Origin of the sequence: Streptomyces sp. SID9727 (genome assembly GCF_010550605.1) — a bacterium.
GTDB lineage: Bacteria > Actinomycetota > Actinomycetes > Streptomycetales > Streptomycetaceae > Streptomyces.
On sequence record NZ_JAAGNI010000077.1, the window covers coordinates 1 to 22,886 of the forward strand.

Below are 22,886 nucleotides of genomic sequence, written 5' to 3' on the forward strand. Positions count from 1 at the left end.
CGGCGGCCGGGGCGGGCAGCCAGGCCAGGGAGGCGGCGGCACCGGCCGCGGCGGCCACCCCGGCGGCGGTGAGGGTGTCGGGCGACACCTCACGGCGGACCAGCGAGGCGCGGACGCCGGCGAGCCGGTCCGCGTACCAGGGCTTGAGAGCGTAGAGGCCGTTCATGGCTGCAACTCTCGTGCGAGGCACGTTCTTTCGACACGGCCCGGGTACTCACGTACGCCTGAGTACCCGGGCGGGCCGAGGGGCCCGTCCGGGGCTCCGTCTCAGATAGTAGGAAGTCCGAGTAATTGTGGAGACAGACCGGCCCGGCTGCTCTAACTTTGTAGGAGCCGAACGTCTCGCTCGATCAAGCGACTGGCGGTCGAGAGCGCGCGCCCTTGCGCAGGCAACCCCTGCGGCGTCCGTTCCCCGCCCCTTCCGGCGCCTCGAAATCACTGATCTCGACATCACCCCACGCTGTTCGATCTCGAAATCCTCGCGATCTCAAGGAGTCGATCCACCATGGCCGAGACCACCACCCGCCGCCGCGTCCGTCACGCCCACCGCCCGACCGAGTCGGAGCGGCAGGCTGCCGCCGCCGCCCTGCAGCGCGCCCTCGACCGCAGGGACAACGGCGGCTCCACCGGTCACTGACCGGCCCGCGCCGCGCTCAGCCGCGGCTGATCTCGAAGTGGTCGACGCGCTCGCCCGACTCGGCGAGGGCGGTGACCTTCATCCGGGGGTGCCGTCCGGCCTCCACCTCCACCGCGAGGAACGAGAAGCCGGTGTACCGCACCCGCGACCACTCCACGGTCTCGGCGGCCTTCACGCGGCCCTTGGCCACGTGGTACGTGTCCACGCTGTCCAGGTCCGCGACGTGCCCCTCGTAGCTGTCGGGCACCGGGAAGTCGTACAGCGCCTTGCCCGCGCCGCCCGCCGTGACGTAGACGATGCCGTCCCGGCGGGGGTCGGTGCGCTCGCCGATCGGCACCGGCCGCCCGACGGCGTTCCGCAGGATCGCGTCGGTGCGCTCGTAGACGTGGTTGTGCCCGTTGATCACCAGGTCCACCCGGTGCTTCTCGAAGAGCGGCACCCAGGCGTCCCGCACGCCGCCGTCCGAGGCGTGCGCGTTGGTCGTGGAGAAGGCGCAGTGGTGGAAGAAGACCACCAGGAAGTCGATGTCCCGGCGGGCCCGGAGCTCTCCGAGGCGCCGGTCCAGCCAGCGGGTCTGCCGGCCGCCGCTGATGCCGAAGTTGGCCGGGATCTCGTAGCTGACGTCGTTGGCGTCGAGCGCGATCACGCCCACGTTGCCGTGGACGAAGGAGTAGGCGCCGGGCTGATTGACCGGGTCCGGGCCGTTGTCCGGCAGGGTCCAGCGCGCGTTCTGGCCGCCGTAGCCGTCCGGCGAGTACCACGCCTCCATGTCGTGGTTGCCGGTCGTCACCATCCACGGCACGGTCTTGGCGACCGTCTCCGTCTGCGCGAGGAACTGGTCCCAGGTCCGCGCGTCATAGGTGTCGGTGGTCTGCCCGGAGCCCGACGGGTCCGCGTAGCAGATGTCCCCGGCATGCAGGTGGAAGGCCGGGTTCTGGCCCAGGATCAGCTGGTCGTTGCCGAGCGCGTGGTAGCTGACGCCCTGGTCGCCGAAGGCGGTGAACGTGAAGTTCTCCGCCCGCGCCGGTGCGGTGGTGAAGGTGCCGAGCGTGCCCAGGTTGCGCGCGTCCGCCGGGTCGAAGCCCTCGTGGCCGACGCCGTAGTAGTACGTGGTGCCGGGCTTCAGCCGCTCCAGGGACGCGTGGACGTAGAACTGCTCGGCCGCCGCGATCTTGCCGTCGTTCAGCCGGGGCGTCGTCAGGTGGCGCACCTCCGCGTCGATCCGCCGGCTCAGCGCCCACGGCTTGAGGCCGACGCGGATGTACGGGCGGCGTACCGCGAACGGCACCTGCCAGGAGACCGCCATCTGCGTCCTCGGGTCGGCCCCGTACGCCAGGTGCCGGCCGAACGGGGCGACCAGCGCGCCGTCGACCCGCGTGGTGCTGTGCGAGGTGAGGACGGTGGGCGCCGCGTACGCGGGGGAGGAGGCGAGGCCGATCCCGGCGCCGGCCACGGCCGCGGTCGCCACGCCGGTGCGCAGCGCCCCGCGGCGGGTGAGCCGGGTACGGAGGTAGTCGTGCTGCTCGGCCATGGTCATGCGGCCGGCGAGCTTCTCGGGAATGCCGAAGCGGGGGAGGTCCATGGGCGACAACCTCCACCGCCCGGCTGACGGCACCCCGTCGAATAGGTGAACGGTACACGTACAGCTGCTCATATGTCCGTATGGTGGACGGCACGTGTCATGGGGTGGGACGAGCAGTAGGGTGCCACCATGTCTCGCAGCATCAATCTCGCAGTGATCCCCGGTGACGGTATCGGCCAGGAGGTCGTGGCCCAGGGCCTCAAGGTCCTCAACGCTGTTCTCCCGCAGGATGTGAAGCTGGAGACCAAGGAGTACGACCTTGGCGCCCAGCGCTGGCACCGTACCGGTGAGACCCTTCCCGACGCGGAGCTCGACGCTCTCAAGGGGCACGACGCCATCCTGCTCGGCGCGATCGGCGACCCGTCCGTGCCCTCCGGCGTCCTGGAGCGCGGGCTGCTGCTGAAGCTGCGCTTCGCCTTCGACCACTTCATCAACCTGCGGCCGTCGAAGCTCTTCCCGAACACCGAGACCCCGCTCGCCGGCCGCCCGGACATCGACTTCGTCGTCGTCCGCGAGGGCACCGAGGGCCCGTACACCGGCAACGGCGGTTCGCTGCGCACCGGCACGGAGCACGAGGTCGCCACCGAGGTCAGCCTCAACACCGCCTTCGGTGTCGAGCGGGTCGTCCGGGACGCCTTCGAGCGCGCCGCCGCCCGCCCCCGCAAGAAGCTGACGCTGGTCCACAAGAACAACGTCCTGGTGTACGCGGGCCACCTGTGGAAGAACATCTTCGACAAGGTCGCCGCGGAGTACCCGCAGGTCACCACCGACTACCTGCACGTCGACGCCGCGACGATCTTCTTCGTCACGCAGCCGGAGCGCTTCGACGTCATCGTCACCGACAACCTCTTCGGCGACATCCTCACCGACCTCGCCGCGGCCGTCTCCGGCGGTATCGGCCTGGCCGCCTCCGGCAACATCAACCCGACGGGCGCCTTCCCGTCGATGTTCGAGCCGGTCCACGGCTCCGCCCCCGACATCGCGGGGCAGGGCAAGGCCGACCCGACCGCCACGATCCTCTCCGTCGCCCTCCTGCTGCGCCACCTCGGCTACGAGGCCGAGGCCGTGCGCATCGAGGACGCCGTCTCCGCCGACCTCGCGGAGCGCGACGGGACCGCCCGCACGACCGACGCGATCGGCGACGCCCTCGCGGTACGCGTAGCGGGCTGACCCGACGACTCCACCACGAAGCCGCCGGGTCGCAGACGCACCCGGCGGCTTCTCCTGTGCGGCCCCGGGTGTCACCATCGAACCCTGGACCGCATTCACGCCATTTCGTGCACGGCACCCTTCGAGCGATAATCGAACGGGGCCGTGGCTCGCTGCGAAGCTCGGACGTCCTAGCACCTGAAGGCGTGCACGCGGTCCTACACACACATCACGGTGAAGGACACGCACTCATGACGACCACGATCGAGCTCAAGCCCTCCTCGAACCCGCTGTCCGACGCGGAGCGCGAGGCGATCCTGGCCCAGCCCGGATTCGGCCGCTACTTCACCGACCACATGGTGACGATCAAGTGGACCGAAGGCCGCGGCTGGCACGACGCCCAGCTCGTGCCGTACGCGCCGCTGTCGATGGACCCGGCCAACATGACGCTCCACTACGGCCAGGAGATCTTCGAGGGCCTGAAGGCGTACCGCCAGCCCGACGGCTCCGTCGCCACCTTCCGCCCCGAGGCCAACGGAGAGCGCTTCCGCTCCTCCGCCCGCCGCCTCGCCATGCCGGAGCTGCCCGTCGAGACGTTCGTGGCGGCCTGTGACGCCCTCGTCCAGCAGGACGCGGCCTGGGTCCCGGCCCATGGCGGCGAGGAGTCCCTGTACCTGCGCCCCTTCATGATCGCGACCGAGGTCGGCCTCGGCGTCCGGCCGTCCAACGAGTACCTGTTCCTGGTCATCGCCTCGCCGGCCGGCGCCTACTTCCCGGGCGGTGTGAAGCCCGTCTCCATCTGGCTGTCCGAGGACCGGGTCCGCGCCGTCCCCGGCGGCATGGGCGACGCCAAGACCGGCGGCAACTACGCCGCCTCCCTCCTCGCCCAGGCCGAGGCCGCCGCCAAGGGCTGCGACCAGGTCGCCTACCTCGACGCCGTCGAGCACAAGTGGGTGGAGGAGCTGGGCGGCATGAACCTCTACTTCGTGTACGGGGACCGGATCGTCACCCCGTCCCTCACCGGCTCCCTGCTCGCCGGCATCACCCGTGACTCGCTCCTCAAGCTGGCCGGTGACCTCGGTTACACCTCCGAGGAGTCCCGCGTCTCCATCGACCAGTGGCGCGAGGACACCGCCGCCGGCACCCTCACCGAGGTCTTCGCCTGCGGCACCGCCGCCGTCATCACCCCCGTCGGCACGGTGAAGAGCGCGGGCGGCGAGTGGACCCAGGGCGACGGCAACCCCGGCCCGGTCACCCTCAAGCTGCGCGAGCGCCTGCTCGACATCCAGCGCGGCACCGCCGAGGACACCCACGGCTGGATGCACTCCCTGGCGTGAGCCGGCGCCGGACAGGCGCCAGTCGTACGAGAGGGCTCCCGGTGTCTCGCCGGGGGCCCTCTCGCACGCCCGCATCCTGAGACAGGCGGTTCACGGGGGCGGTCCTGTGCCAGACTGCTTCCGTGTCCTCGTTCGTCATGATTATTGGCAGCAGGCGCGCCGGTCCGCAGTGACCGTTCCGTACCACCACGTACGGCACGGCCACCGTGCCCCAGACCCGCGCGCAGACCTCTCGCACCCGCGAGGGGTTTTTTGTTTTCCGGCCTCCACCTCGGCCGGGCACACGGCGCACGGGATGATGGGGGCAAGTGGAGCCGGGCCGTGTCCAGCGGATCAGGGTCGGGTAGGGCGCGTCGCGACCCCGGCCATGATCCGCCGGACACGGCCCAGTCGTCCGGATCCACTCATCCGACAGGAGTCAGACCAGCAATGACCACCAAGGCCAAGCCCACCGACGACAGCTTCCATGTCTTCGACACCACGCTGCGCGACGGTTCACAGCGTGAAGGCATCAACCTGACGGTCGCCGACAAACTGACCATCGCCCGGCACCTGGACGAGTTCGGCGTCGGCTTCATCGAGGGCGGCTGGCCCGGCGCCAACCCCCGCGACACCGAGTTCTTCGCCCGCGCCCGCCAGGAGATCGAGTTCAAGAACGCCGAGCTGGTCGCCTTCGGCGCGACCCGCAGGGCGGGCGGCACCGCCGCCGAGGACCCCCAGGTCAAGGCGTTGCTGGAGTCCGGTGCCCCGGTGATCACGCTGGTCGCCAAGTCCCATGACCGCCACGTGGAGCTGGCCCTGCGCACCACGCTGGAGGAGAACCTGGAGATGGTCCGCGACACCGTCTCCCACCTCCGCGAGCAGGGCCGGCGCGTCTTCGTGGACTGCGAGCACTTCTTCGACGGATACCGCGCCAACCCCGAGTACGCCAAGGCCGTCGTCAAGGCCGCCGCCGAGGCCGGCGCCGACGTGGTCATCCTCTGCGACACCAACGGCGGGATGCTCCCCGCCCAGATCCAGGCCGTCGTCTCCACGGTCCTCGCCGACACCGGCGCCCGGCTCGGCATCCACGCCCAGGACGACACGGGCTGCGCCGTCGCCAACACCCTCGCCGCCGTCGACGCGGGCGCCACGCACGTCCAGTGCACCGCCAACGGCTACGGCGAGCGCGTGGGCAACGCCAACCTCTTCCCGGTCGTCGCCGCGCTGGAACTCAAGTACGGCAAGCGGGTCCTCCCGGACGGCGCCCTCGCCGACATGACCCGCGTCTCGCACGCCATCGCCGAGGTGGTCAACCTCACCCCCTCCACGCACCAGCCGTACGTAGGCGTCTCGGCCTTCGCGCACAAGGCCGGGCTGCACGCCTCCGCGATCAAGGTCGACCCGGACCTGTACCAGCACATCGACCCCGCCCTGGTCGGCAACACCATGCGGATGCTGGTGTCCGACATGGCCGGACGGGCCTCCATCGAGCTGAAGAGCGACGAGCTCGGCATCGACCTCGGGGGCGACCGGGAGCTGGTCGCCCGGGTCGTGGCACGGGTCAAGGAGCGCGAGCTCAAGGGCTACACGTACGAGGCCGCCGACGCCTCCTTCGAGCTGCTGCTGCGCGCCGAGGCCGAGGGCCGGGTGCGGCGCTACTTCCGCACCGAGTCCTGGCGGGCCATCGTGGAGGACCGCCCCGACGGCACCCACGCCAACGAGGCGACCGTGAAGCTGTGGGCCAAGGGCGAGCGGATCGTCGCCACCGCCGAGGGCAACGGCCCGGTCAACGCCCTGGACCGGGCACTGCGCGTGGCCCTGGAACGGATCTACCCGCAGCTCGCCAAGCTGGAGCTGACCGACTACAAGGTCCGCATCCTGGAAGGCCGCACCGGCACCGACTCCACCACCCGCGTACTGATCACCACCGGCGACGGGACCGCCGAGTGGTCGACCGTCGGGGTCGCCGAGAACATCATCTCCGCGTCCTGGCAGGCGCTGGAGGACGCGTACACCTACGGTCTGCTGCGCGCCGGCGTCGAGCCGACGGACTGACCCCGAGCGTCTCCGCCGCACCCGACCGCCCCCGTCCGCCCGCCTCAACCGGCAGGGCGAGCGGGGGCGTTCGCGTGCACGGCCCCGTACGGGCACCGAGTGAACGGGATCCGGGGCACCCGCGTCAAGAGGTCTGTGCGTTCAGGAATTGAACGAAAGGACCGTGCTCTCCTCGTTATCAGATGGGTACAGACCAATCTCGACGTGAAGTATTGACGGCTGTGTTCCAGCGGGGTTAACTCACGCCACCAACGCCGGTACCGGTTCCGGAACCGGTTGCGGTACCGGTTCCATCCACGGCCGTCACGGCCGCTCCCTCTGTCCCGTTGTGTCCTGGAGGCCCCCGATGCGCGTCACCATCGCTGATGTCGCCCGCGAGGCCGGCGTCAGCAAGACGACCGTGTCCCGGGTCATCAACACCAAGGGCGAGGTGGACGGTTCGACGGCCGCGCGCGTTCGCGAAGTGATCGCGCAGCTCGGTTACGTCCCCAGCTCCGGCGCCGTCGGCCTGGCCCGCGGCAGCAGCCGTACGGTCGGCATGCTGGTGCCCTCACTGACCTGGCCCTGGATGGGCGAGCTGCTCCAGGGCGTGGTCGACACCGTCGAGGCGGCCGACTACGGGCTGCTGCTGTTCACCTGCAACCGCGGGGCCGAGTCCGTGGAGCGCTTCACCAGCCAGGTGTCGGCCCGGGCCTTCGACGGCCTGGTGGTGGTGGAACCGGAGAACACCCTCGACCACCTCACCGAACTGCACCGCGACGGCCTGCCGATCGTGCTCATCGACGATCGCGGCCACCACCCCGAATTCCCCTCCGTCGTGACCACCAACCACGAAGGAGGCGCGTCGGCCGCCCGTCATCTGCGGGACGCCGGTCGCACCAGGCCCGTCGTGATCACCGGCCCCGAGCACTTCGGCTGCGTACGCGACCGGACGGCCGGATTCGTCTCGGTCCTCCCCACGGACCTCGTCGTCCTGGGGGACTTCACCGAACGCTCCGGCCGGCTCGCCGTGGAGCAACTCCTCGCCTCCGGCACGGAGTTCGACTCGGTCTTCGCACACAACGACATCACCGCGGCAGGTGTGCTGCGGGCGTTGCGGGCCGCCGGGAAGACCGTGCCCGGTGACATCGCGGTCGTCGGTTTCGACGACATCCCGATGTCCGAGCACACCGAACCGCCTCTGACCACCGTGCGCCAGCCCACCCGGCAGATGGGTGAGACGGCCGCACGGATGCTCCTCTCCCACCTGGGCGGCACGCCCGCACCGGAAACCCCGGTCGTGCTCCCCACCGAACTGGTCGTGCGCCACTCGGCGCCCCCAGGTCGTGTCACCTGACCGCCGCCTGGCGGACGACGCCTGGCACGCGCGCTCGCGGCGTTGCCGAAAAGCCCCAGTAGCTCCGCTACGAGGACTCTCCGGCGCCCTGCGATCGCACGCACCGGACGCCGCCCGGCCGCCCTCCGGGCGACGACGGCAGTCAGGTGACACGACCTAGCGGACAAGGGCACCCCCAGGCCCGCACCGCACCCGCACCACCGCACGCGTAACGCCCGCACCACGGCGCGCGCCCCGCGCTGCCCGTTTCCGGAATCCGCAGACCCGCCAGTCCCTCCTGGAGTCGTTATGTCCGCACGCCGTCACACGCTGAGAGCCGCCGCGGCCGTCACCGCGGTGGTCGCCCTCGCCGCAGGCTGTTCCTCGGCCAACTCGAACCACGACAAGAACAGCGGCGGCGCCGCCACGGGCGTCCTGAACATCGGCAAGCCGGACGGGCCGCAGACGGACAACAGCAACCCGTTCCTCAACACCTCGGCCGGCGCCACCCTCGGCTACCGCTGGATGATCTACGAGCCGCTGGCGATGGTGAGCCAGATCCGGCCGGCCGACAAGCCCGACCCGTGGCTGGCGAGCGACTGGAAGTGGGACCTCAACTTCATGAAGGTCACCCTCACCATCGACGAGCGCGCCAAGTGGGCCGACGGCAAGCCGCTGACCGCCGACGACGTGGCGTACACCTTCAACCTGCTGAAGAAGCACCCGGCCCTCAACGCCGACGGCATCCAGTGGGGCGGCATCGAGGTCAAGGACAAGAAGGTCGTCCTGACCTTCGACACCTCGCAGTACGTCAACCAGAACAAGATCCTCCAGCAGTACATCGTGCCCAAGCACATCTGGGAGAAGGTGGAGAACCCGGAGACCTGGCCGAACCGGAACCCCGTCGGCTCGGGCCCGTACAAGCTGAAGACCTTCACTCCGCAGACCACCACGCTGACCGCGACGCCGACCTACTGGAAGGGATCGACCAAGGTCAAGGAGCTGCGTTACAGCACGTACAACGACAACAACGCGGCGACCACCGCGCTGGCCAGCGGCAAGCTGGAGTGGTCGTTCGTCTTCATGCCGGACTTCAAGAAGCTGTTCATCGACAAGGACCCCAAGAACCACAAGCTGTGGTTCCCCTCCGGTCTCGGCATCCACGGCCTCTGGTTCAACACCACCCGCAAGCCGTTCGACAACCCGGCGCTCCGCAAGGCCATGGCGATGGTGATCGACCGCAAGGCCATCTACACCCAGGCCGAGGCGACGCTCTACCCGGAGATCACCAACCCCACCGGCATCCCGCTCCCGGCCGGTGAGTCCTTCATCGCCCCGGACTACAAGAACGCCACCACCACGCCGGACGTCGAGGGCGCCAAGAAGGTCCTGGAGAAGGCCGGCTTCACGCTCAGCGGCGGCGTCCTCAAGGACCCGGACGGCAAGCCGGTGAAGCTCACCTTCACCGACCCGGCCGGCTGGAACGACTACATCACGGGCCTGTCGATCATCAAGGACAACATCAAGAAGATCGGCATCGACGCCAAGGTCAAGACGCAGACCGCGGACGCCTGGGGCGCGGACGTCGCCAACGGCAACTTCGACGCCACCCTGCACTGGACCAACAGCGGCGCCACCCCGTACGACATGTACCAGAACATCATGGACGGGGCCCTGCTCCAGCCCATCGGGAAGCCGTCCCAGTCCGGCAACTTCGGCCGCTTCAAGAGCACCGAGGCGACCGAGGCGCTGAAGGACTTCGCGCAGGCCACCACGGACAGCGCCCGCAACGAGGCGATGAACACCCTCCAGAAGATCATGGTCGAGCAGGCGCCGATGGTCCCGACCGCGGCCGCGCCCGTCGGGGCGGAGTACTCCACGAAGAACTGGGTGGGCTGGCCCACCGAGGACAACCCCTACGCGGACCCGCAGCACACCCAGCGCACCTCGCTGGAAGTCGTGCTGAATCTCAAGCCCGCCAAGTAGTACGCAGGGATCAGGTACCGGCCATGTCTGAACAGCCAGAGAACAACCACATCGTGCTCGAAGCACGCGGAGTCACCAAGCACTTCGCCGTGCGGCGCAACGCCCGCGACCTCCTCGCGCGCACGCGCCGTACCGTCCACGCCGTGGACGACGCCTCGCTGCGACTGCGGCGCGGCACCGTCACGGCACTGGTGGGGGAGTCGGGCTCCGGGAAGTCCACCGTCGCCAGACTGCTCGCGCAGCTGTATCCGCTCACCTCGGGCGAGATCCACCTGAACGGGCAGCCGGTGAAGGCCGGACGTGGCCGGTCCTTCCGCAGTTACGTACGCCGGGTCCAGCTCATCTTCCAGGACCCGTTCGCCTCGCTGAACCCCGTGCACACCGTGCGCTACCACCTGACCCGGTCGCTGAAGATCCACGGCCGGGCGGGCAGCGGCGAGGCGGAACTGGAACAGAACCTGACCGCTCTGCTGAACCGCGTCCAGCTGACTCCTCCTCATCAGTACCTGGACAAGTTCCCGCACGAGCTGTCGGGCGGTCAGCGCCAGCGCGTGGCCATCGCCCGCGCGCTCGGCGCCGACCCCCAGGTCCTGCTGGCCGACGAGCCGGTCTCGATGCTGGACGTGTCCATCCGGCTCGGGGTGCTCAACCTGCTCAAGGACCTCAAGGACCGGCTCCACCTCGCCATCCTCTACATCACCCACGACATCGCGTCCGCCCGCTACTTCGCGGACACCACCCTGGTGATGTACGCGGGCCGCATCGTCGAGGGCGGTGACAGCGAGACCGTCACCCAGCGCCCCGCACACCCCTACACCCAGCTGCTCATCGCCTCCGCGCCGCACCCCGACCGGGCGGGCGACGAGGACGAGCCGGAGGACAACGGCACCGGCGAGCCCCCGTCGCTCATCGACCCGCCCGCCGGCTGCCGCTTCCACCCCCGCTGCCCCAAGGCGATGGAGCGCTGCCGCACCGAGCTGCCGCCCCGGTTCGACCTGGCCGACGGCCAGTGGGCCGCCTGCTGGCTCTACGACGGCACCGGCACCCGCACCGACGACCACGAGAAGGAGGCTGCGAAGTGAAGTTCCTGCTCCAACGGCTCGCCTTCTACCTGGTCACGGCCTGGGCCGCGATCACGATCAACTTCCTCATCCCGCGCCTGATGCCCGGCGACCCGGTCCAGGCCCTCATGGCCCGCTTCCAGGGCCAGCTGGACACCAGCGCCATCGACTCGCTGAAGGCGCTCTTCGGCCTCGACGAGAAGCAGTCGATCTGGGAGCAGTACACCGACTACTGGGCGCACCTGTTCCACGGCGACCTCGGCCTCTCGTTCACCTTCTTCCCGACCCCGGTCAGCGAGGTCATCGCGCAGTCGCTGCCCTGGACGCTCGCGCTCGTCGGCATCACCACGCTGATCAGCTTCCTGCTCGGCACCGGCCTCGGGGTCTTCGCGGGCTGGCGGCGCGGCTCCTGGATGGACAGCCTGCTGCCCGTCACCACGTTCATCTCGTCCATCCCGTACTTCTGGCTCGGACTCATCGCGATCTGGCTGTTCGCCACGAAGTGGGGGCTCTTCCCGGCCGACGGCGGCTACGACAACTGGCTGGTGCCCGCCTTCGACTGGCCGTTCATCTCCAGCGCGCTCTACCACGGGGTGCTGCCGGGCCTCACGATCGTCCTCAGCGCGGTCGCCGGCTGGATCCTCGGCATGCGGAACATGATGGTGACGGTGTCCAGCGAGGACTACGTCATGGTCGCCCAGGCCAAGGGCCTCTCGGAGCGCCGGGTGATGTTCGGCTACGCGGCACGCAACGCGGTCCTGCCCAACATCTCCGGGTTCGCCCTCTCGCTCGGCTTCATCGTCGGCGGCACGCTCCTGGTGGAGATGGTCTTCTCCTACCCGGGCATCGGCTACCAGCTCTTCCAGGGCGTGGGCGCCAAGGACTACCCCCTCATGCAGGGCATCTTCCTGATCATCACGCTCTCCGTCCTCGCGGCGAACCTCCTCGCCGACATCCTCTACATGCTCCTCGACCCCCGTACCCGAAGGGAGGCGTAGGGCTGTGGCCGTCACCGCATCCGAGGTCGCCGTACTCGATGCCGCCGAAACCCCGGCGGCGAGCAAGCGCAAGTTCCGGTTCCTGCGCGGCCGGAAGACCGTCATCGGACTGGGCATCCTGCTCTTCTTCGTGCTGATCGCGATCATCGGCCCGTGGATCGCCCCGTACGACCCCAGCGCGATGAGCCAGGACCTGTTGCAGGCCCCCTCCGGTTCGCACTGGTTCGGCACCACGCAGACCGGTCAGGACGTGCTCTCGCAGATCCTCGTCGGCACCCGGGGCGTGCTCGTCGTCGGCTTCGTCGCGGGCATCCTCGCCACCGTCCTGTCGGTGCTGATCGGCGTCACCGCCGGCTTCCTCGGCGGGCTGGCCGACGAGGCGCTGTCGCTGCTGTCCAACGTCTTCCTGGTCATCCCCGGACTACCGCTGATCATCATCATCGCCAGCTTCGTCACGGACGCCGGCGACCTGCTCATCGCCTTCGTCATCGCGCTCACCTCCTGGGCCTGGGGCGCCCGCGTCCTGCGCGCCCAGACCCTGTCGCTGCGCCGCCGCGACTACGTGGAGGCGGCCCGCGCCACGGGCGAGCCGACCTGGCGGATCATCATCTTCGAGGTGATGCCGAACCTCACCGCGGTCATCGCCTCCGGCTTCGTCGGCACGGTCATCTTCGCGATCCTCTCCGAGATCACCCTCGCCTTCATCGGCGTCGCCGACATCTCCAACTGGAACTGGGGGACCGTCCTGTTCTGGGCGCAGTCCAGCCAGGCCCTGGCCCAGGGCGCCTGGTGGTGGTTCGTCCCGGCCGGGCTCTGCATCGCCCTGCTCGGCATGTCCCTCGCCCTGATCAACTTCGGCATCGACGAGTTCGTCAACCCGCGACTGCGCACCGAGACCGGCGGCTCCCGCAAGGTCAGGATGCGCGTCGGCTTCACCCCGGTGGCCCGTCCCGGCACCGGCACCCAGCGCCACAAGGAGACCCGCTCATGAGCGAGCCCGTCCTCACCATCAGCGGCCTCAACGTGGACTACGGGACCGGCACCGACGCCGTGCACGCCCTGCGCGACATCGACCTCACCCTGCACCGGGGCGAAGTCCTCGGCCTCGCCGGCGAGTCCGGCTCCGGCAAGTCCACCCTGGCCTACGCGGTCACCCGGCTCCTCTCCCCGCCCGGCGTCATCACCGGCGGCGAGGTCCACTACCACGGGCGCGACGGCGAGGCCATGGACCTGCTCGCGATGTCGGCGGCCCAGCTGCGCGCCTTCCGCTGGCAGGAGCTGTCCATCGTCTTCCAGGGCGCGATGAACTCGCTGAACCCCGTCTACACGGTCCACGCCCAGCTCACCGACGTCCTCCAGGCGCACCGCCCGGAGATGCGGAAGGCCGACCGCACCGCCCGTGCCCGGGAACTCCTCAGCCTCGTCGGAATCTCCCCCGACCGGCTCGGCGCCTACCCGCACCAGCTCTCCGGCGGCATGCGCCAGCGCGTGATGATCGCGATGGCGCTCGCCCTGGAACCCGAGATCGTCATCATGGACGAGCCGACGACCGCGCTCGACGTGGTCATGCAGCGGCAGATCCTGCGCCAGCTGGTCCGCCTCCGCGAGGAGCTGGGGTTCTCGGTCGTCTTCATCACCCATGACATCTCGCTGCTGATCGAGTTCTCCGACCGGATCGCGATCATGTACGGCGGCCGGATCGTGGAGGAGGCCGGCGCCGCCGAGATCTACCGCGACCCCCACCACCCGTACAGCGCCGGGCTGCTGCACTCCTTCCCCGCGCTGCACGGGCCCCGCCGCGAACTCAGCGGCATCCCCGGCTCGCCCCCGCACCTCTCGGCGATGCCCGCCGGCTGCGCCTTCCACCCCCGCTGCGCCAAGAGGGTCGAGGGCTGCGACACCCACGTCCCGGTGCTCGCGGCGCCCGGGACGGACGGCTCCCGCTCGGTGGCCTGCTGGCTCCACCACGAGGCCCCGGCCACCGCCCACGCCTAGGCAGCCCTCGAGCTACGCACACCACAGGAGAACCATGAACCTCGTCACCCCCCAGGCATACGCCCGCGAGATCACGGCGCAGGCCGTACCCGGTCTGCCCGCCGGCTTCCGCTGGGGCGTCGCGACCGCCGCGTACCAGATCGAGGGCGCGGCGGCCGAGGACGGCAGGACGCCGTCCATCTGGGACACGTACTGCCGGGTGCCGGGCATGGTCGTCCGCGGTGAGAACGGCGACGTGGCGTGCGACCACTACCACCGCATGCCGCAGGACGTGCAGCTGATCGCGGACCTCGGCGTCGACACGTACCGCTTCTCGCTGGCCTGGCCGCGCATCCAGCCGGGCGGCCGGGGCCCCGCCAACCCGAAGGGGCTCGACTTCTACAAGCGCCTGCTCGACGAGCTGGAGGCCAAGGGCGTCACCCCCTGGGTCACCCTCTACCACTGGGACCTGCCGCAGGAGCTGGAGGACGCCGGCGGCTGGCCGGTCCGCGACACCGCGTACCGCTTCGCCGAGTACGCCGCGCTCGCCTACGACGCCCTGGGCGACCGGGTGAAGCACTGGACCACCCTCAACGAGCCCTGGTGCTCCGCGATGCTCGGCTACGCCTACGGGGGCCAGGCGCCCGGCCGGCAGAACTTCGGCGAGGCCATCCACGCCGTGCACCACCTGCTCCTCGGCCACGGACTCGCCTCGCGGTACCTGCGCGAGCAGGCCGCCGCCCGGGGCAACGACCTCGAACTCGGCATCACCCTCAACCTGGGCACCGCTACCCCGGAGACCGACAGCCCCGAGGACGCCGAGGCGTGCCGCCGCGCCGACGGTCTGGGCGCCCGGCTCTACCTGGACCCGGTCGTCAAGGGCGCCTACCCCGAGGACACCCTCGCCGACCTCGCCGCCCAGGGCATCGAACTGCCCGTCCAGGACGGCGACCTGGCCGCGATCTCGACGCCGCTGGACGTGCTCGGGGTCAACTTCTACCGGGGCTCGCTGTTCTCCGGCGTCACGGAGGAGGGCGCCGCCACCGACGCGGAGGGGCTGCCCGTCACCCGCCAGGTGGAGCGCGACCTGCCGCGTACCGCCATGGACTGGGAGATCACCCCCACCGCCCTCACCGACCTGCTCGTCCGTCTGGAGAAGGACTACGGCCTCCCGACGGTCATCACGGAGAACGGCGCCGCCTTCGACGACACCGTCTCCGAGGACGGCGCGATCCACGACGCCGACCGCACCACCTACCTCGCCGACCACATCGCCGCCGTCGCCGCCGCCCGCGCCCAGGGGGCCGACGTGCGGGGCTACTTCGCCTGGTCGCTGATGGACAACTTCGAGTGGTCCTACGGCTACGACAAGCGGTTCGGCATCGTCCGCGTCGACTACGACACGCAGGAGCGGACGCTCAAGGACAGCGCCATGTGGTACCGCGACACCATCCGGCTCACCCGCGACGCCTCATAGCCCCACTGCCGCGGGTGGCCGCGTCACCCTCACTGATTCGAACGGGAGCCCCACCATGCCCTCTCGTACGACCCTGGCAGCCACCACCGCCGCTCTGATCGCCCTCGCCGCCCCCCTGGCCTACGCCGCCCCGGTCCCCAAGCCGGCGGCGGCGCAGGCCGCGGCCTGGGACACCGACCGGGCCGCCGCCGCGTACACGGCGAACCCGGGCGCCGTCACCGCCTCCGGCAGCGAGAACGCCGCCTCCGGACCGGGGGCCGCGGCCGACGGCAACGGCACCACCCGCTGGTCCAGCGACTTCGCGGACAACGCCTGGATCCGGGTCGACCTCGGCTCCGTCATCCGCGTCAGCAGCGTCACCCTCGACTGGGAGGCCGCCTACGGCAAGAAGTACGTCCTGGAGGTGTCGAGGAACGGCACCGACTGGACCACCTTCTACACCGAGGACGACGGCACCGGCGGCAGCGTCACCGCGCACAGCTACCCGCAGGAGGTCACCGGCCGCTACGTCCGGATGCGCGGCATCCAGCGCGCCACCCCCTGGGGCTACTCGCTGTACTCCTTCAAGGTGTACGGAGGAGAGCCCGCCCCGGCCTCCACCACCCGCACCAACCTCGCCCTCAACCACCCCGCGTACGGCGACTTCTACCAGCACGCCGGCAACTCCCCTGCCTTCGTCACCGACGGCGGCTGGCCCGCCGACCTGAAGGCCGACCAGTCCCGCTGGTCCAGCGACTGGAACGCCAACCGCTGGGTGGGCGTCGACCTCGGGGCCACCTCCACCATCGACACCGTGGACCTGTACTGGGAGGCGGCCTACGCCGTCGACTACCGCATCCAGGTCTCCGACGACAACCGCACCTGGCGCACCGTCTACCAGCCGTCCGCCTCCGAGGTCGCCGCCCGCCGCGCGGACGTCAAGTCGCCCGGCGACGCCGTCGGACGGCACGACACCGTCAAGCTGCCCACCCCGGCGACCGGCCGCTACGTCCGGATGCTGGGTGTCGAGCGGCGCTCGTTCTACAACCCCGCGCCCGCCACCGCCCAATTCGGCTACTCGCTCTACGAGTTCCAGGTGTGGGGCACCGGCGGCAGCGCGAACGCCGCCTACCCGGCCCTCCCCAAGAACCCGGGCGGCGCCTACACCACCACCTTCTTCGACGACTTCACCGGCTCAGGACTCGACCGCAACAAATGGCGGGTCGTGCGCACCGGCACGGAGATGAACCCGGTCAACGGGGAGTCCCAGGCGTACGTCGACTCGGCGGACAACATCCGTACCGAGAACGGCTCCCTGGTCCTCCAGTCGAAGTACTGCAAGGGCTGCACCCGGACGCCCGCCGGGACCTTCGACTTCACCTCGGGCCGCATCGACACCAACACCAAGTTCGACTTCACCTACGGCAAGGTCAACGCCCGCATGAAGCTGCCGGTCGGTGACGGCTTCTGGCCGGCCTTCTGGATGCTCGGCAGCGACGTCGACAACCCGGACGTGTCCTGGCCCGGCTCGGGCGAGACCGACATCATGGAGAACATCGGCTACGGCGACTGGACCAGCTCCGCCCTGCACGGCCCCGGCTACTCCGCCGACGGCAACATCGGCAAGCAGCAGACGTACGCGAACGGCGGCCGGGCCGACCAGTGGCACACCTACGGCGTCGAGTGGACGCCCGAGGGCATGACGTTCACCGTGGACGACCGCGTCGTGCAGACGACCTCCCGCTCCAAGCTGGAGTCCACGCGCGGCAAATGGGTCTTCGACCACAACCAGTACGTGATCCTCAACCTGGCGCTCGGCGGCGCGTACCCCGCCGGGTGGAACAAGGTCACCAGCCCGTACTGGGGCCTTCCGCAGTCCAGCGTCGACCGGGTCGCGCAGGGCGGCGTCAAGGCGGAGATCGACTGGGTGCGGGTGGAGCAGAAGAAGTAGCGCCCCCGGACCCGGCCCAGAGACACCCCCACGCACCACCACCCCCCACAGGCACGTCACCTTCCCGTACCACCCGCGTCCCGCGCACGGCCCGGCACCCCCGCCGGGCCGCGCGCGGCCACCGTACGAAGGAGCCGCACACATGCCACCCCGCACCCGCCGCCGGGCGAGACCCGCCACCGCCGTGCTGGCCGCCGCCACCGTGGTGGCCGGCCTGCTCGCCGGGGCCGTCCCGTCCACGGCGGCACCGGCCGCCGACGAACCGGCACCGGTCGCCGTCGACCGCTTCGAGGGGGAGGTGCCCTTCGCCAACCAGCCGGCCGAGGGCCTCTTCACCTGGGGCGGCGACGCCGACGATCCGCCCACCCTGGCACTGAAGGACCGGTCCGACGCCCCCGAGGGCGCCAAGGTCCTCGAAGGCACCTACGACATCAGCGGCTACGGCGGCTTCAGCCACGACTACGCCGCCGACGCGCAGCCGCACGACTGGTCCGCCCACAAGGGCATCCGCTTCTGGTGGTACGGCCAGAACACCGCGCCCCTGCCGCCCGGTTCGGGCAAGCGGATCGCCTTCGAGATCAAGGACGGCGGCGCCAACGGCGAGGCGTCCGAGCTGTGGACCACCTCGTTCACCGACGACTGGGAGGGCTGGCACCTCGTCGAGATCCCGTTCGCCGACTTCACCTACCGGGGCGACTACCAGCCCGTCGGCGGCATCGACCAGGTCCTCGGCCTGAACGAGATGTGGGGGTACGCCCTCACCCTGCCGACCGGCGCCCCCGGCAAGTTCGCCATGGACGGTGTCGAGCTGTACGGCAAGGCCGACGCGGCCCTGAAGGCGAGCGTCGTCACCGAGGCCGCGGTGGTCCCGGTGAAGCAGGGCGCGTCCGCGTCCCTCGGCTTCACGCTCACCACGACCGGTTCCGCCCCGCTGGAGGAGCCCGTCACCGTCGCGTACGGGACGAAGGGCGGCACGGCGAAGCCCGGCACCGACTTCACGCCGGTCAGCGGCACGTACACCTTCCCCGCGGGCACCGCGTCCGGCACCACCCACCGGGTGGAGATCGCGACGAAGAAGGTCTCCGGTGCCGCCACCGCGAAGACCGTCCCGCTGGAGCTGACGGTCACCGGCGCCCGGCCGCCGAAGGAGAACCCGCAGGCCGTCATCGACGCCCACGGGCTGCCGTACCAGAACGCCAAGCTGCCGGTGAAGAAGCGGGTCGCCGACCTGCTCGCCCGGATGTCGCCCGCCGAGAAGGCCGGCCAGATGACCCAAGCCGAGCGCAACGCGCTCTCCTCGCAGGGCGACATCGCCACGTACGACCTCGGCTCGCTGCTCTCCGGCGGCGGCTCCGTCCCCGCGCCCAACACCCCCGAGGCGTGGGCCAAGATGATCGACGGCTACCAGCTGCGCGCCCAGGCCACCCGCTTCCAGATCCCGCTGATCTACGGCGTGGACGCGGTGCACGGCCACAACAACCTGGTCGGCGCGACCGTCATGCCGCACAACGTCGGCCTCGGCGCCACACGCGACCCGAAGCTGGCCGAGAAGACCGGTGCCGTCACCGCGAGCGAGGTCCGCGCGACCGGCGTCCCGTGGGACTTCGCGCCCTGCCTCTGCGTCTCACGCGACGAGCGCTGGGGCCGCTCCTACGAGTCCTACGGTGAGGACCCGGCCCTCGTGAAGTCCCTGGAGACCGTGATCCAGGGCATGCAGGGCGCGGCCAACGGCAAGGACCTGGACCGCAACGACAAGGTGCTGGCCACCGCCAAGCACTACGTCGGGGACGGCGGTACGGAGTACGGCTCCTCGACCACCGGTTCGTACACGACCGACCAGGGCGTCACCAAGGTCACCCGGCAGGAGCTGGAGGCCGTCCACCTCGCGCCCTTCGAGGACGCGGTGAAGCGGGGCGTCGGCACGGTCATGCCGTCCTACTCCTCGCTCGACATCATCGGGGACGACCAGGGCCCGGTGAAGATGCACGGCGACGCCGAGATGATCAACGGCGTCCTCAAGGACCGCATGGGCTTCGAGGGCTTCGTCATCAGCGACTACAAGGCGATCGACCAGCTCCCCGGCGACTACGCGAGCGACGTGCGCACGTCGATCAACGCCGGACTCGACATGATCATGGTCCCGACCGAGTACAAGGACTTCACGAAGACGCTCCAGGACGAGGTCACCGCGGGCCGCATCCCGCAGTCCCGGATCGACGACGCGGTCTCCCGCATCCTGACCCAGAAGTTCAAGCTGGGCCTCTTCGAGCAGCCGTACGCGGACACCGCCAACCTGAAGAAGATCGGTTCCGCCGAGCACCGGGCCGTGGCCCGCGAGGCCGCCGCCAAGTCGCAGGTCCTGCTGAAGAACGACGGCAACGTGCTGCCGCTGAAGTCCTCGCAGAAGGTGTACGTGGCCGGCTCCAACGCCGACGACATCGGCAACCAGGCCGGCGGCTGGACCGTCAGCTGGCAGGGCTCGTCCGGTGCCATCACCCCGGGCACCACGATCCTGTCCGCCATGAAGAAGGACGCCGCGTCCGTCACGTACTCCAAGGACGCCTCCGCCGACACCGCCGGCCACGACGTGGGCGTGGTCGTCGTCGGGGAGACCCCGTACGCGGAGGGCGTCGGTGACGTCGGCAACGGGCACGACCTGAAGCTGTCCGACGCCGACCGGGCCGCGATCGACAAGGTCTGCGCCGCGATGAAGTGCGCCGTCCTGGTCGTCTCGGGCCGCCCCCAGCTCATCGGGGACCAGCTGGGCGACATCGACGCGCTGGTGGCGTCCTGGCTGCCGGGCTCCGAGGGCGACGGCGTCGCCGACGTCCTCTTCGGCAAGCGGCCCTTCACCGGGCAGCTCCCGGTGACCTGGCCCAAGTCCGAGGCGCAGCTCCCGATCAACGTGGGCGACGCGTCGTACGACCCCCAGTTCCCGTACGGCTGGGGTCTCACCACGCTGAAGAAGCCCCCGGCCGGCGGCGAGGCCACGCTCACCCTGCTCGGCGTGGCCGCACAGGTCGCGCAGAAGGCCGGCCTCGGCCGCACCGAGGTGGGCCGGGAGATCGTCGGCCAGGCCCGCCTGCTGGTCCAGCAGAAGACCGGCGGCAAGCTGACCGAGAAGGTGTCCAAGCCGTTCGCGGACGCCGACCACCTGCTGCTCACCGGTGATCTGACCGGTGCCGTGGCGAAGCTCAGGACCGCCTACCGGGCCGCCTGAGGACGCGGGACGGGCGGGCGGCACCAGGAGGCCGCCCGCCCGTTCCGTACGTCCCGACCCGTTTCGTACGCGTGTGCGTTAGCTTGGGAGTATGCGGAACAGGCCGCTTCTCGTCTCCACGGCCCCGGCGGCGCTCCTGGCGGGGCTCTTGGTCCTGCTGTCCGCCCTCGCGCTCTTCCTGGCCCCGGCAGCGGCCCCGGCGCCTCCCGCCGCGACCGGCGCCTCCACCGTGAACGACGTCGCCCAGGCCCTGCGCAAGGGCCCCGTCTACGTCGACCCCGCCGCATCCGACCAGCTCTCCCGGAGCCAGGCCGCCGCGCTGAGCAAGAAGATCGAGGACGCGGACAAACCGGTGTTTGTGGCCGTGCTGCCGAACACCGCCGCCTTCCCCGAGGACACCGTGCTGCGCACCCTGCGCGCCGAGACGGGCATCACCGGCGTCTACGCGATCCGCCTCGGCGACGGCTTCAGCGCCGGCGCCGACCCCCAGGTCATGTCCCGGAACGCCGTCATCAACCTCACCGCCGCCGTGAAGACCCCCGGCGCGGACACCGACGCGGCGACCCAGCTCAACGCCTTCGTGGACCGCGCCGTCGAACAGGCCCGGGGCAGCGCCCCCGCCTCCTGGAGCGGCGGCGAGCACTCCGCGTCCAACGGCAGCTCGGCTGCCGTCGGCCTGGCCGTCGTCGGTGCCGTGGTGGTCCTCGGCGGGGCCGCCGCGTACACGGTCGTACGCCGCAACCGCAGGCGCAAGGAGGAAGAGGAGCGGGTCGCGCTCGACAAGCTGCGGGTGGTCGTGGACGAGGACATCACGGCGTACGGGGAGACCCTGGAACGGCTCGACTTCCACCCGGCGGAGCCCGGCGTCGACGACGCGATGCGCGCCGACTACGAACGCGCCCTCGACTCCTACGAGAGCGCCAAGTCCCGTATGGCGGGAGCGAAACACCCCTCGGACGTGCGCGGGGTGACCCAGGCCCTGGAGGACGGGCGCTACTCGCTCGCGGTGCTCGACGCCCGACGCTCCGGCCGCGCACTCCCGGCCCGCCGCCCGCCCTGCTTCTTCGACCCGCGCCACGGCCCCTCGGTCGCGGACGTCCGCTGGGCCCCGGCGGGCGGCAGCGCGCGGGAGGTCCCGGTGTGCGCGGCGGACGAGATCCGGCTGAACGAGGGCGAGGACCCGATGAGCCGCACCGTCGAGGTGGGCGACGGCACCCGCCGCCCGTACTGGGAGGCGGGCCCGGCCTACGGCCCCTGGGCGGGCGGCTACTTCGGCGGGGGCCTGCTGCCGGGCCTCCTGGTCGGCACGATGCTCGGCTCGATGCTGGCCACCCCGGCGTACGCGGCGGACTACGGGGGCGGTGACTACGGCGGCGGTGACCTGGGCGGTGACTTCTCCGGCGGCGATTTCTCGGGTACGGACTTCGACTCGTCCGGCTTCGGCGGCGGCGGCTTCGGCGACGGGGGAGGCTTCGGAGACGGCGGCGGTTTCGGGGGCGGCGGGGACTTCGGCGGCGGGTTCTGACCGCGGCGGGCCCGGTACCCCGTGCCAGAATCGAGCGCATGAACGACGCGACCGCGACGCCCATGGCCCAGCTGGTGCACCGCCGTTGGCGCGACCGGGAGGCGCCCGACGGTGACGTCATCGTGTTCGCCGACGGCTCCCTCCGCGTGATGGACCTGCTGCGGACGCAGCCGCCCGGAGGGTCCGGCGATCCGCGGGCCGAGAGCTGGCAGTGGCTGGAGATCCTGCGGGCCACCGAATGGAGCGCGGACGACTGGGTGGACGTCGAATCCACTCACGCCACCCACGTCCACGGCGGACGCCGCGCCTCGGTGGGGGAGTCCGCCCGGCACGGCTCCATCGGCTGGGTGGCGCTGACCCGGGACGACGGGGAGACCACCCTCGAATGGCTCGCCGTCTCCCGCTGGTCCGACCCGTTCCACCACGTCACCCTGGACGACACCGCGCTGACCGCGGTCAGCACCGCAGGCCGCGTCTGGACCTTCCCCCGCGACGCACCCCAGAACGTGCGGATCACCCTCGCCCCGGGCGGGCGCGGCTGAGGCGGGCCCCGGACACGCGACCGGGCCGCGGGGGGACGGTCCCGCGGCCCGGACGTGGTGGAACGGCTGCCCCGCGGGCTCAGCCGCGTCCGCCGTGCGCGCGCTCGAACGCGGCG

General features: G+C 70.7%; 16 protein-coding genes. 15 read left to right on the forward strand and 1 reads right to left on the reverse strand.

Translation table 11 applies throughout. The annotated features are described in order from the left end of the window. Positions 1-505 precede the first annotated feature (505 nt). Positions 506-637, forward strand: a complete 132-nt coding sequence (locus G3I41_RS37350; RefSeq protein ID WP_018102494.1) for a hypothetical protein — start codon at positions 506-508, stop codon at positions 635-637. A 16-nt stretch (positions 638-653) separates the two neighbouring features. Here G3I41_RS37350 and G3I41_RS05010 read toward each other — a convergent pair whose 3' ends face one another. Continuing rightward, a complete protein-coding gene (locus G3I41_RS05010; RefSeq protein ID WP_164399097.1) occupies positions 654-2,219 on the reverse strand; it encodes a metallophosphoesterase family protein in 1,566 nt (521 codons plus the stop codon). Between the two features lie 129 nt (positions 2,220-2,348). On the opposite strand from G3I41_RS05010, the gene G3I41_RS05015 reads away from it, so the two are divergent. The 14 genes from G3I41_RS05015 to G3I41_RS05080 all read left to right on the forward strand — a co-directional run bounded on the left by G3I41_RS05015 (position 2,349) and on the right by G3I41_RS05080 (position 22,770). Continuing rightward, positions 2,349-3,389 carry a 3-isopropylmalate dehydrogenase gene (locus tag G3I41_RS05015; protein ID WP_164399098.1) on the forward strand — a complete coding sequence of 347 codons (1,041 nt, stop codon included), beginning with the start codon at positions 2,349-2,351 and terminating at the stop codon, positions 3,387-3,389. A 230-nt stretch (positions 3,390-3,619) separates the two neighbouring features. After that, entirely contained in the window at positions 3,620-4,705 is a 1,086-nt protein-coding gene (locus G3I41_RS05020) for a branched-chain amino acid aminotransferase (RefSeq protein ID WP_164399099.1), read from the forward strand. 429 nt (positions 4,706-5,134) lie between these two features. Beyond that, a complete protein-coding gene (gene cimA / locus G3I41_RS05025; RefSeq protein ID WP_164399100.1) occupies positions 5,135-6,742 on the forward strand; it encodes a citramalate synthase in 1,608 nt (535 codons plus the stop codon). 346 nt (positions 6,743-7,088) lie between these two features. Further along, positions 7,089-8,078, forward strand: coding sequence for a LacI family DNA-binding transcriptional regulator (locus G3I41_RS05030; RefSeq protein ID WP_164399101.1), 990 nt, complete (start codon positions 7,089-7,091; stop codon positions 8,076-8,078). Positions 8,079-8,366: 288 nt separating this feature from the next. Then, complete coding sequence (locus G3I41_RS05035; protein WP_164399102.1) at positions 8,367-10,043, forward strand: ABC transporter substrate-binding protein; 1,677 nt, start codon at positions 8,367-8,369, stop codon at positions 10,041-10,043. 23 nt (positions 10,044-10,066) lie between these two features. Beyond that, positions 10,067-11,125 (forward strand): ABC transporter ATP-binding protein, encoded by a 1,059-nt coding sequence (locus G3I41_RS05040; protein WP_164399103.1) that lies wholly within the window; start codon positions 10,067-10,069, stop codon positions 11,123-11,125. After that, positions 11,122-12,102, forward strand: a complete 981-nt coding sequence (locus G3I41_RS05045; RefSeq protein ID WP_164399104.1) for an ABC transporter permease — start codon at positions 11,122-11,124, stop codon at positions 12,100-12,102. The genes G3I41_RS05040 and G3I41_RS05045 overlap by 4 nt, the downstream gene beginning before the upstream one ends. Before the next feature lie 4 nt (positions 12,103-12,106). After that, entirely contained in the window at positions 12,107-13,093 is a 987-nt protein-coding gene (locus G3I41_RS05050) for an ABC transporter permease (protein WP_164399105.1), read from the forward strand. Next, the gene (locus G3I41_RS05055) at positions 13,090-14,097 is read left to right on the forward strand and encodes an ABC transporter ATP-binding protein (RefSeq protein WP_164399106.1); all 1,008 of its coding nucleotides are present in this window, start codon (positions 13,090-13,092) and stop codon (positions 14,095-14,097) included. The genes G3I41_RS05050 and G3I41_RS05055 overlap by 4 nt, the downstream gene beginning before the upstream one ends. A gap of 34 nt (positions 14,098-14,131) precedes the next feature. Continuing rightward, complete coding sequence (locus G3I41_RS05060; RefSeq protein ID WP_164399107.1) at positions 14,132-15,553, forward strand: GH1 family beta-glucosidase; 1,422 nt, start codon at positions 14,132-14,134, stop codon at positions 15,551-15,553. A gap of 55 nt (positions 15,554-15,608) precedes the next feature. Next, a complete protein-coding gene (locus G3I41_RS05065) occupies positions 15,609-17,483 on the forward strand; it encodes a discoidin domain-containing protein (protein WP_164399108.1) in 1,875 nt (624 codons plus the stop codon). A 142-nt stretch (positions 17,484-17,625) separates the two neighbouring features. Further along, complete coding sequence (locus tag G3I41_RS05070) at positions 17,626-20,703, forward strand: glycoside hydrolase family 3 N-terminal domain-containing protein (RefSeq protein WP_164399109.1); 3,078 nt, start codon at positions 17,626-17,628, stop codon at positions 20,701-20,703. Positions 20,704-20,794: 91 nt separating this feature from the next. Beyond that, positions 20,795-22,228 carry a hypothetical protein gene (locus G3I41_RS05075; RefSeq protein WP_164399110.1) on the forward strand — a complete coding sequence of 478 codons (1,434 nt, stop codon included), beginning with the start codon at positions 20,795-20,797 and terminating at the stop codon, positions 22,226-22,228. 38 nt (positions 22,229-22,266) lie between these two features. Next, positions 22,267-22,770, forward strand: a complete 504-nt coding sequence (locus G3I41_RS05080) for a hypothetical protein (protein ID WP_164399111.1) — start codon at positions 22,267-22,269, stop codon at positions 22,768-22,770. Positions 22,771-22,886 lie beyond the last annotated feature (116 nt).

Excerpts from the sequence above, each read along its gene's own strand:
- G3I41_RS05035 (WP_164399102.1), top strand. The coding sequence starts at position 8,367 with ATGTCCGCACGCCGTCACACGCTGAGAGCCGCCGCGGCCGTCACCGCG.
- G3I41_RS05020 (WP_164399099.1), top strand. The coding sequence starts at position 3,620 with ATGACGACCACGATCGAGCTCAAGCCCTCCTCGAACCCGCTGTCCGAC.
- G3I41_RS05010 (WP_164399097.1), bottom strand. The coding sequence starts at position 2,219 with ATGGACCTCCCCCGCTTCGGCATTCCCGAGAAGCTCGCCGGCCGCATG.
- G3I41_RS05030 (WP_164399101.1), top strand. The coding sequence starts at position 7,089 with ATGCGCGTCACCATCGCTGATGTCGCCCGCGAGGCCGGCGTCAGCAAG.
- G3I41_RS05065 (WP_164399108.1), top strand. The coding sequence starts at position 15,609 with ATGCCCTCTCGTACGACCCTGGCAGCCACCACCGCCGCTCTGATCGCC.
- G3I41_RS05075 (WP_164399110.1), top strand. The coding sequence starts at position 20,795 with ATGCGGAACAGGCCGCTTCTCGTCTCCACGGCCCCGGCGGCGCTCCTG.
- G3I41_RS05060 (WP_164399107.1), top strand. The coding sequence starts at position 14,132 with ATGAACCTCGTCACCCCCCAGGCATACGCCCGCGAGATCACGGCGCAG.
- G3I41_RS37350 (WP_018102494.1), top strand. The coding sequence starts at position 506 with ATGGCCGAGACCACCACCCGCCGCCGCGTCCGTCACGCCCACCGCCCG.
- G3I41_RS05015 (WP_164399098.1), top strand. The coding sequence starts at position 2,349 with ATGTCTCGCAGCATCAATCTCGCAGTGATCCCCGGTGACGGTATCGGC.
- G3I41_RS05055 (WP_164399106.1), top strand. The coding sequence starts at position 13,090 with ATGAGCGAGCCCGTCCTCACCATCAGCGGCCTCAACGTGGACTACGGG.
- G3I41_RS05040 (WP_164399103.1), top strand. The coding sequence starts at position 10,067 with ATGTCTGAACAGCCAGAGAACAACCACATCGTGCTCGAAGCACGCGGA.
- cimA (WP_164399100.1), top strand. The coding sequence starts at position 5,135 with ATGACCACCAAGGCCAAGCCCACCGACGACAGCTTCCATGTCTTCGAC.
- G3I41_RS05080 (WP_164399111.1), top strand. The coding sequence starts at position 22,267 with ATGAACGACGCGACCGCGACGCCCATGGCCCAGCTGGTGCACCGCCGT.
- G3I41_RS05070 (WP_164399109.1), top strand. The coding sequence starts at position 17,626 with ATGCCACCCCGCACCCGCCGCCGGGCGAGACCCGCCACCGCCGTGCTG.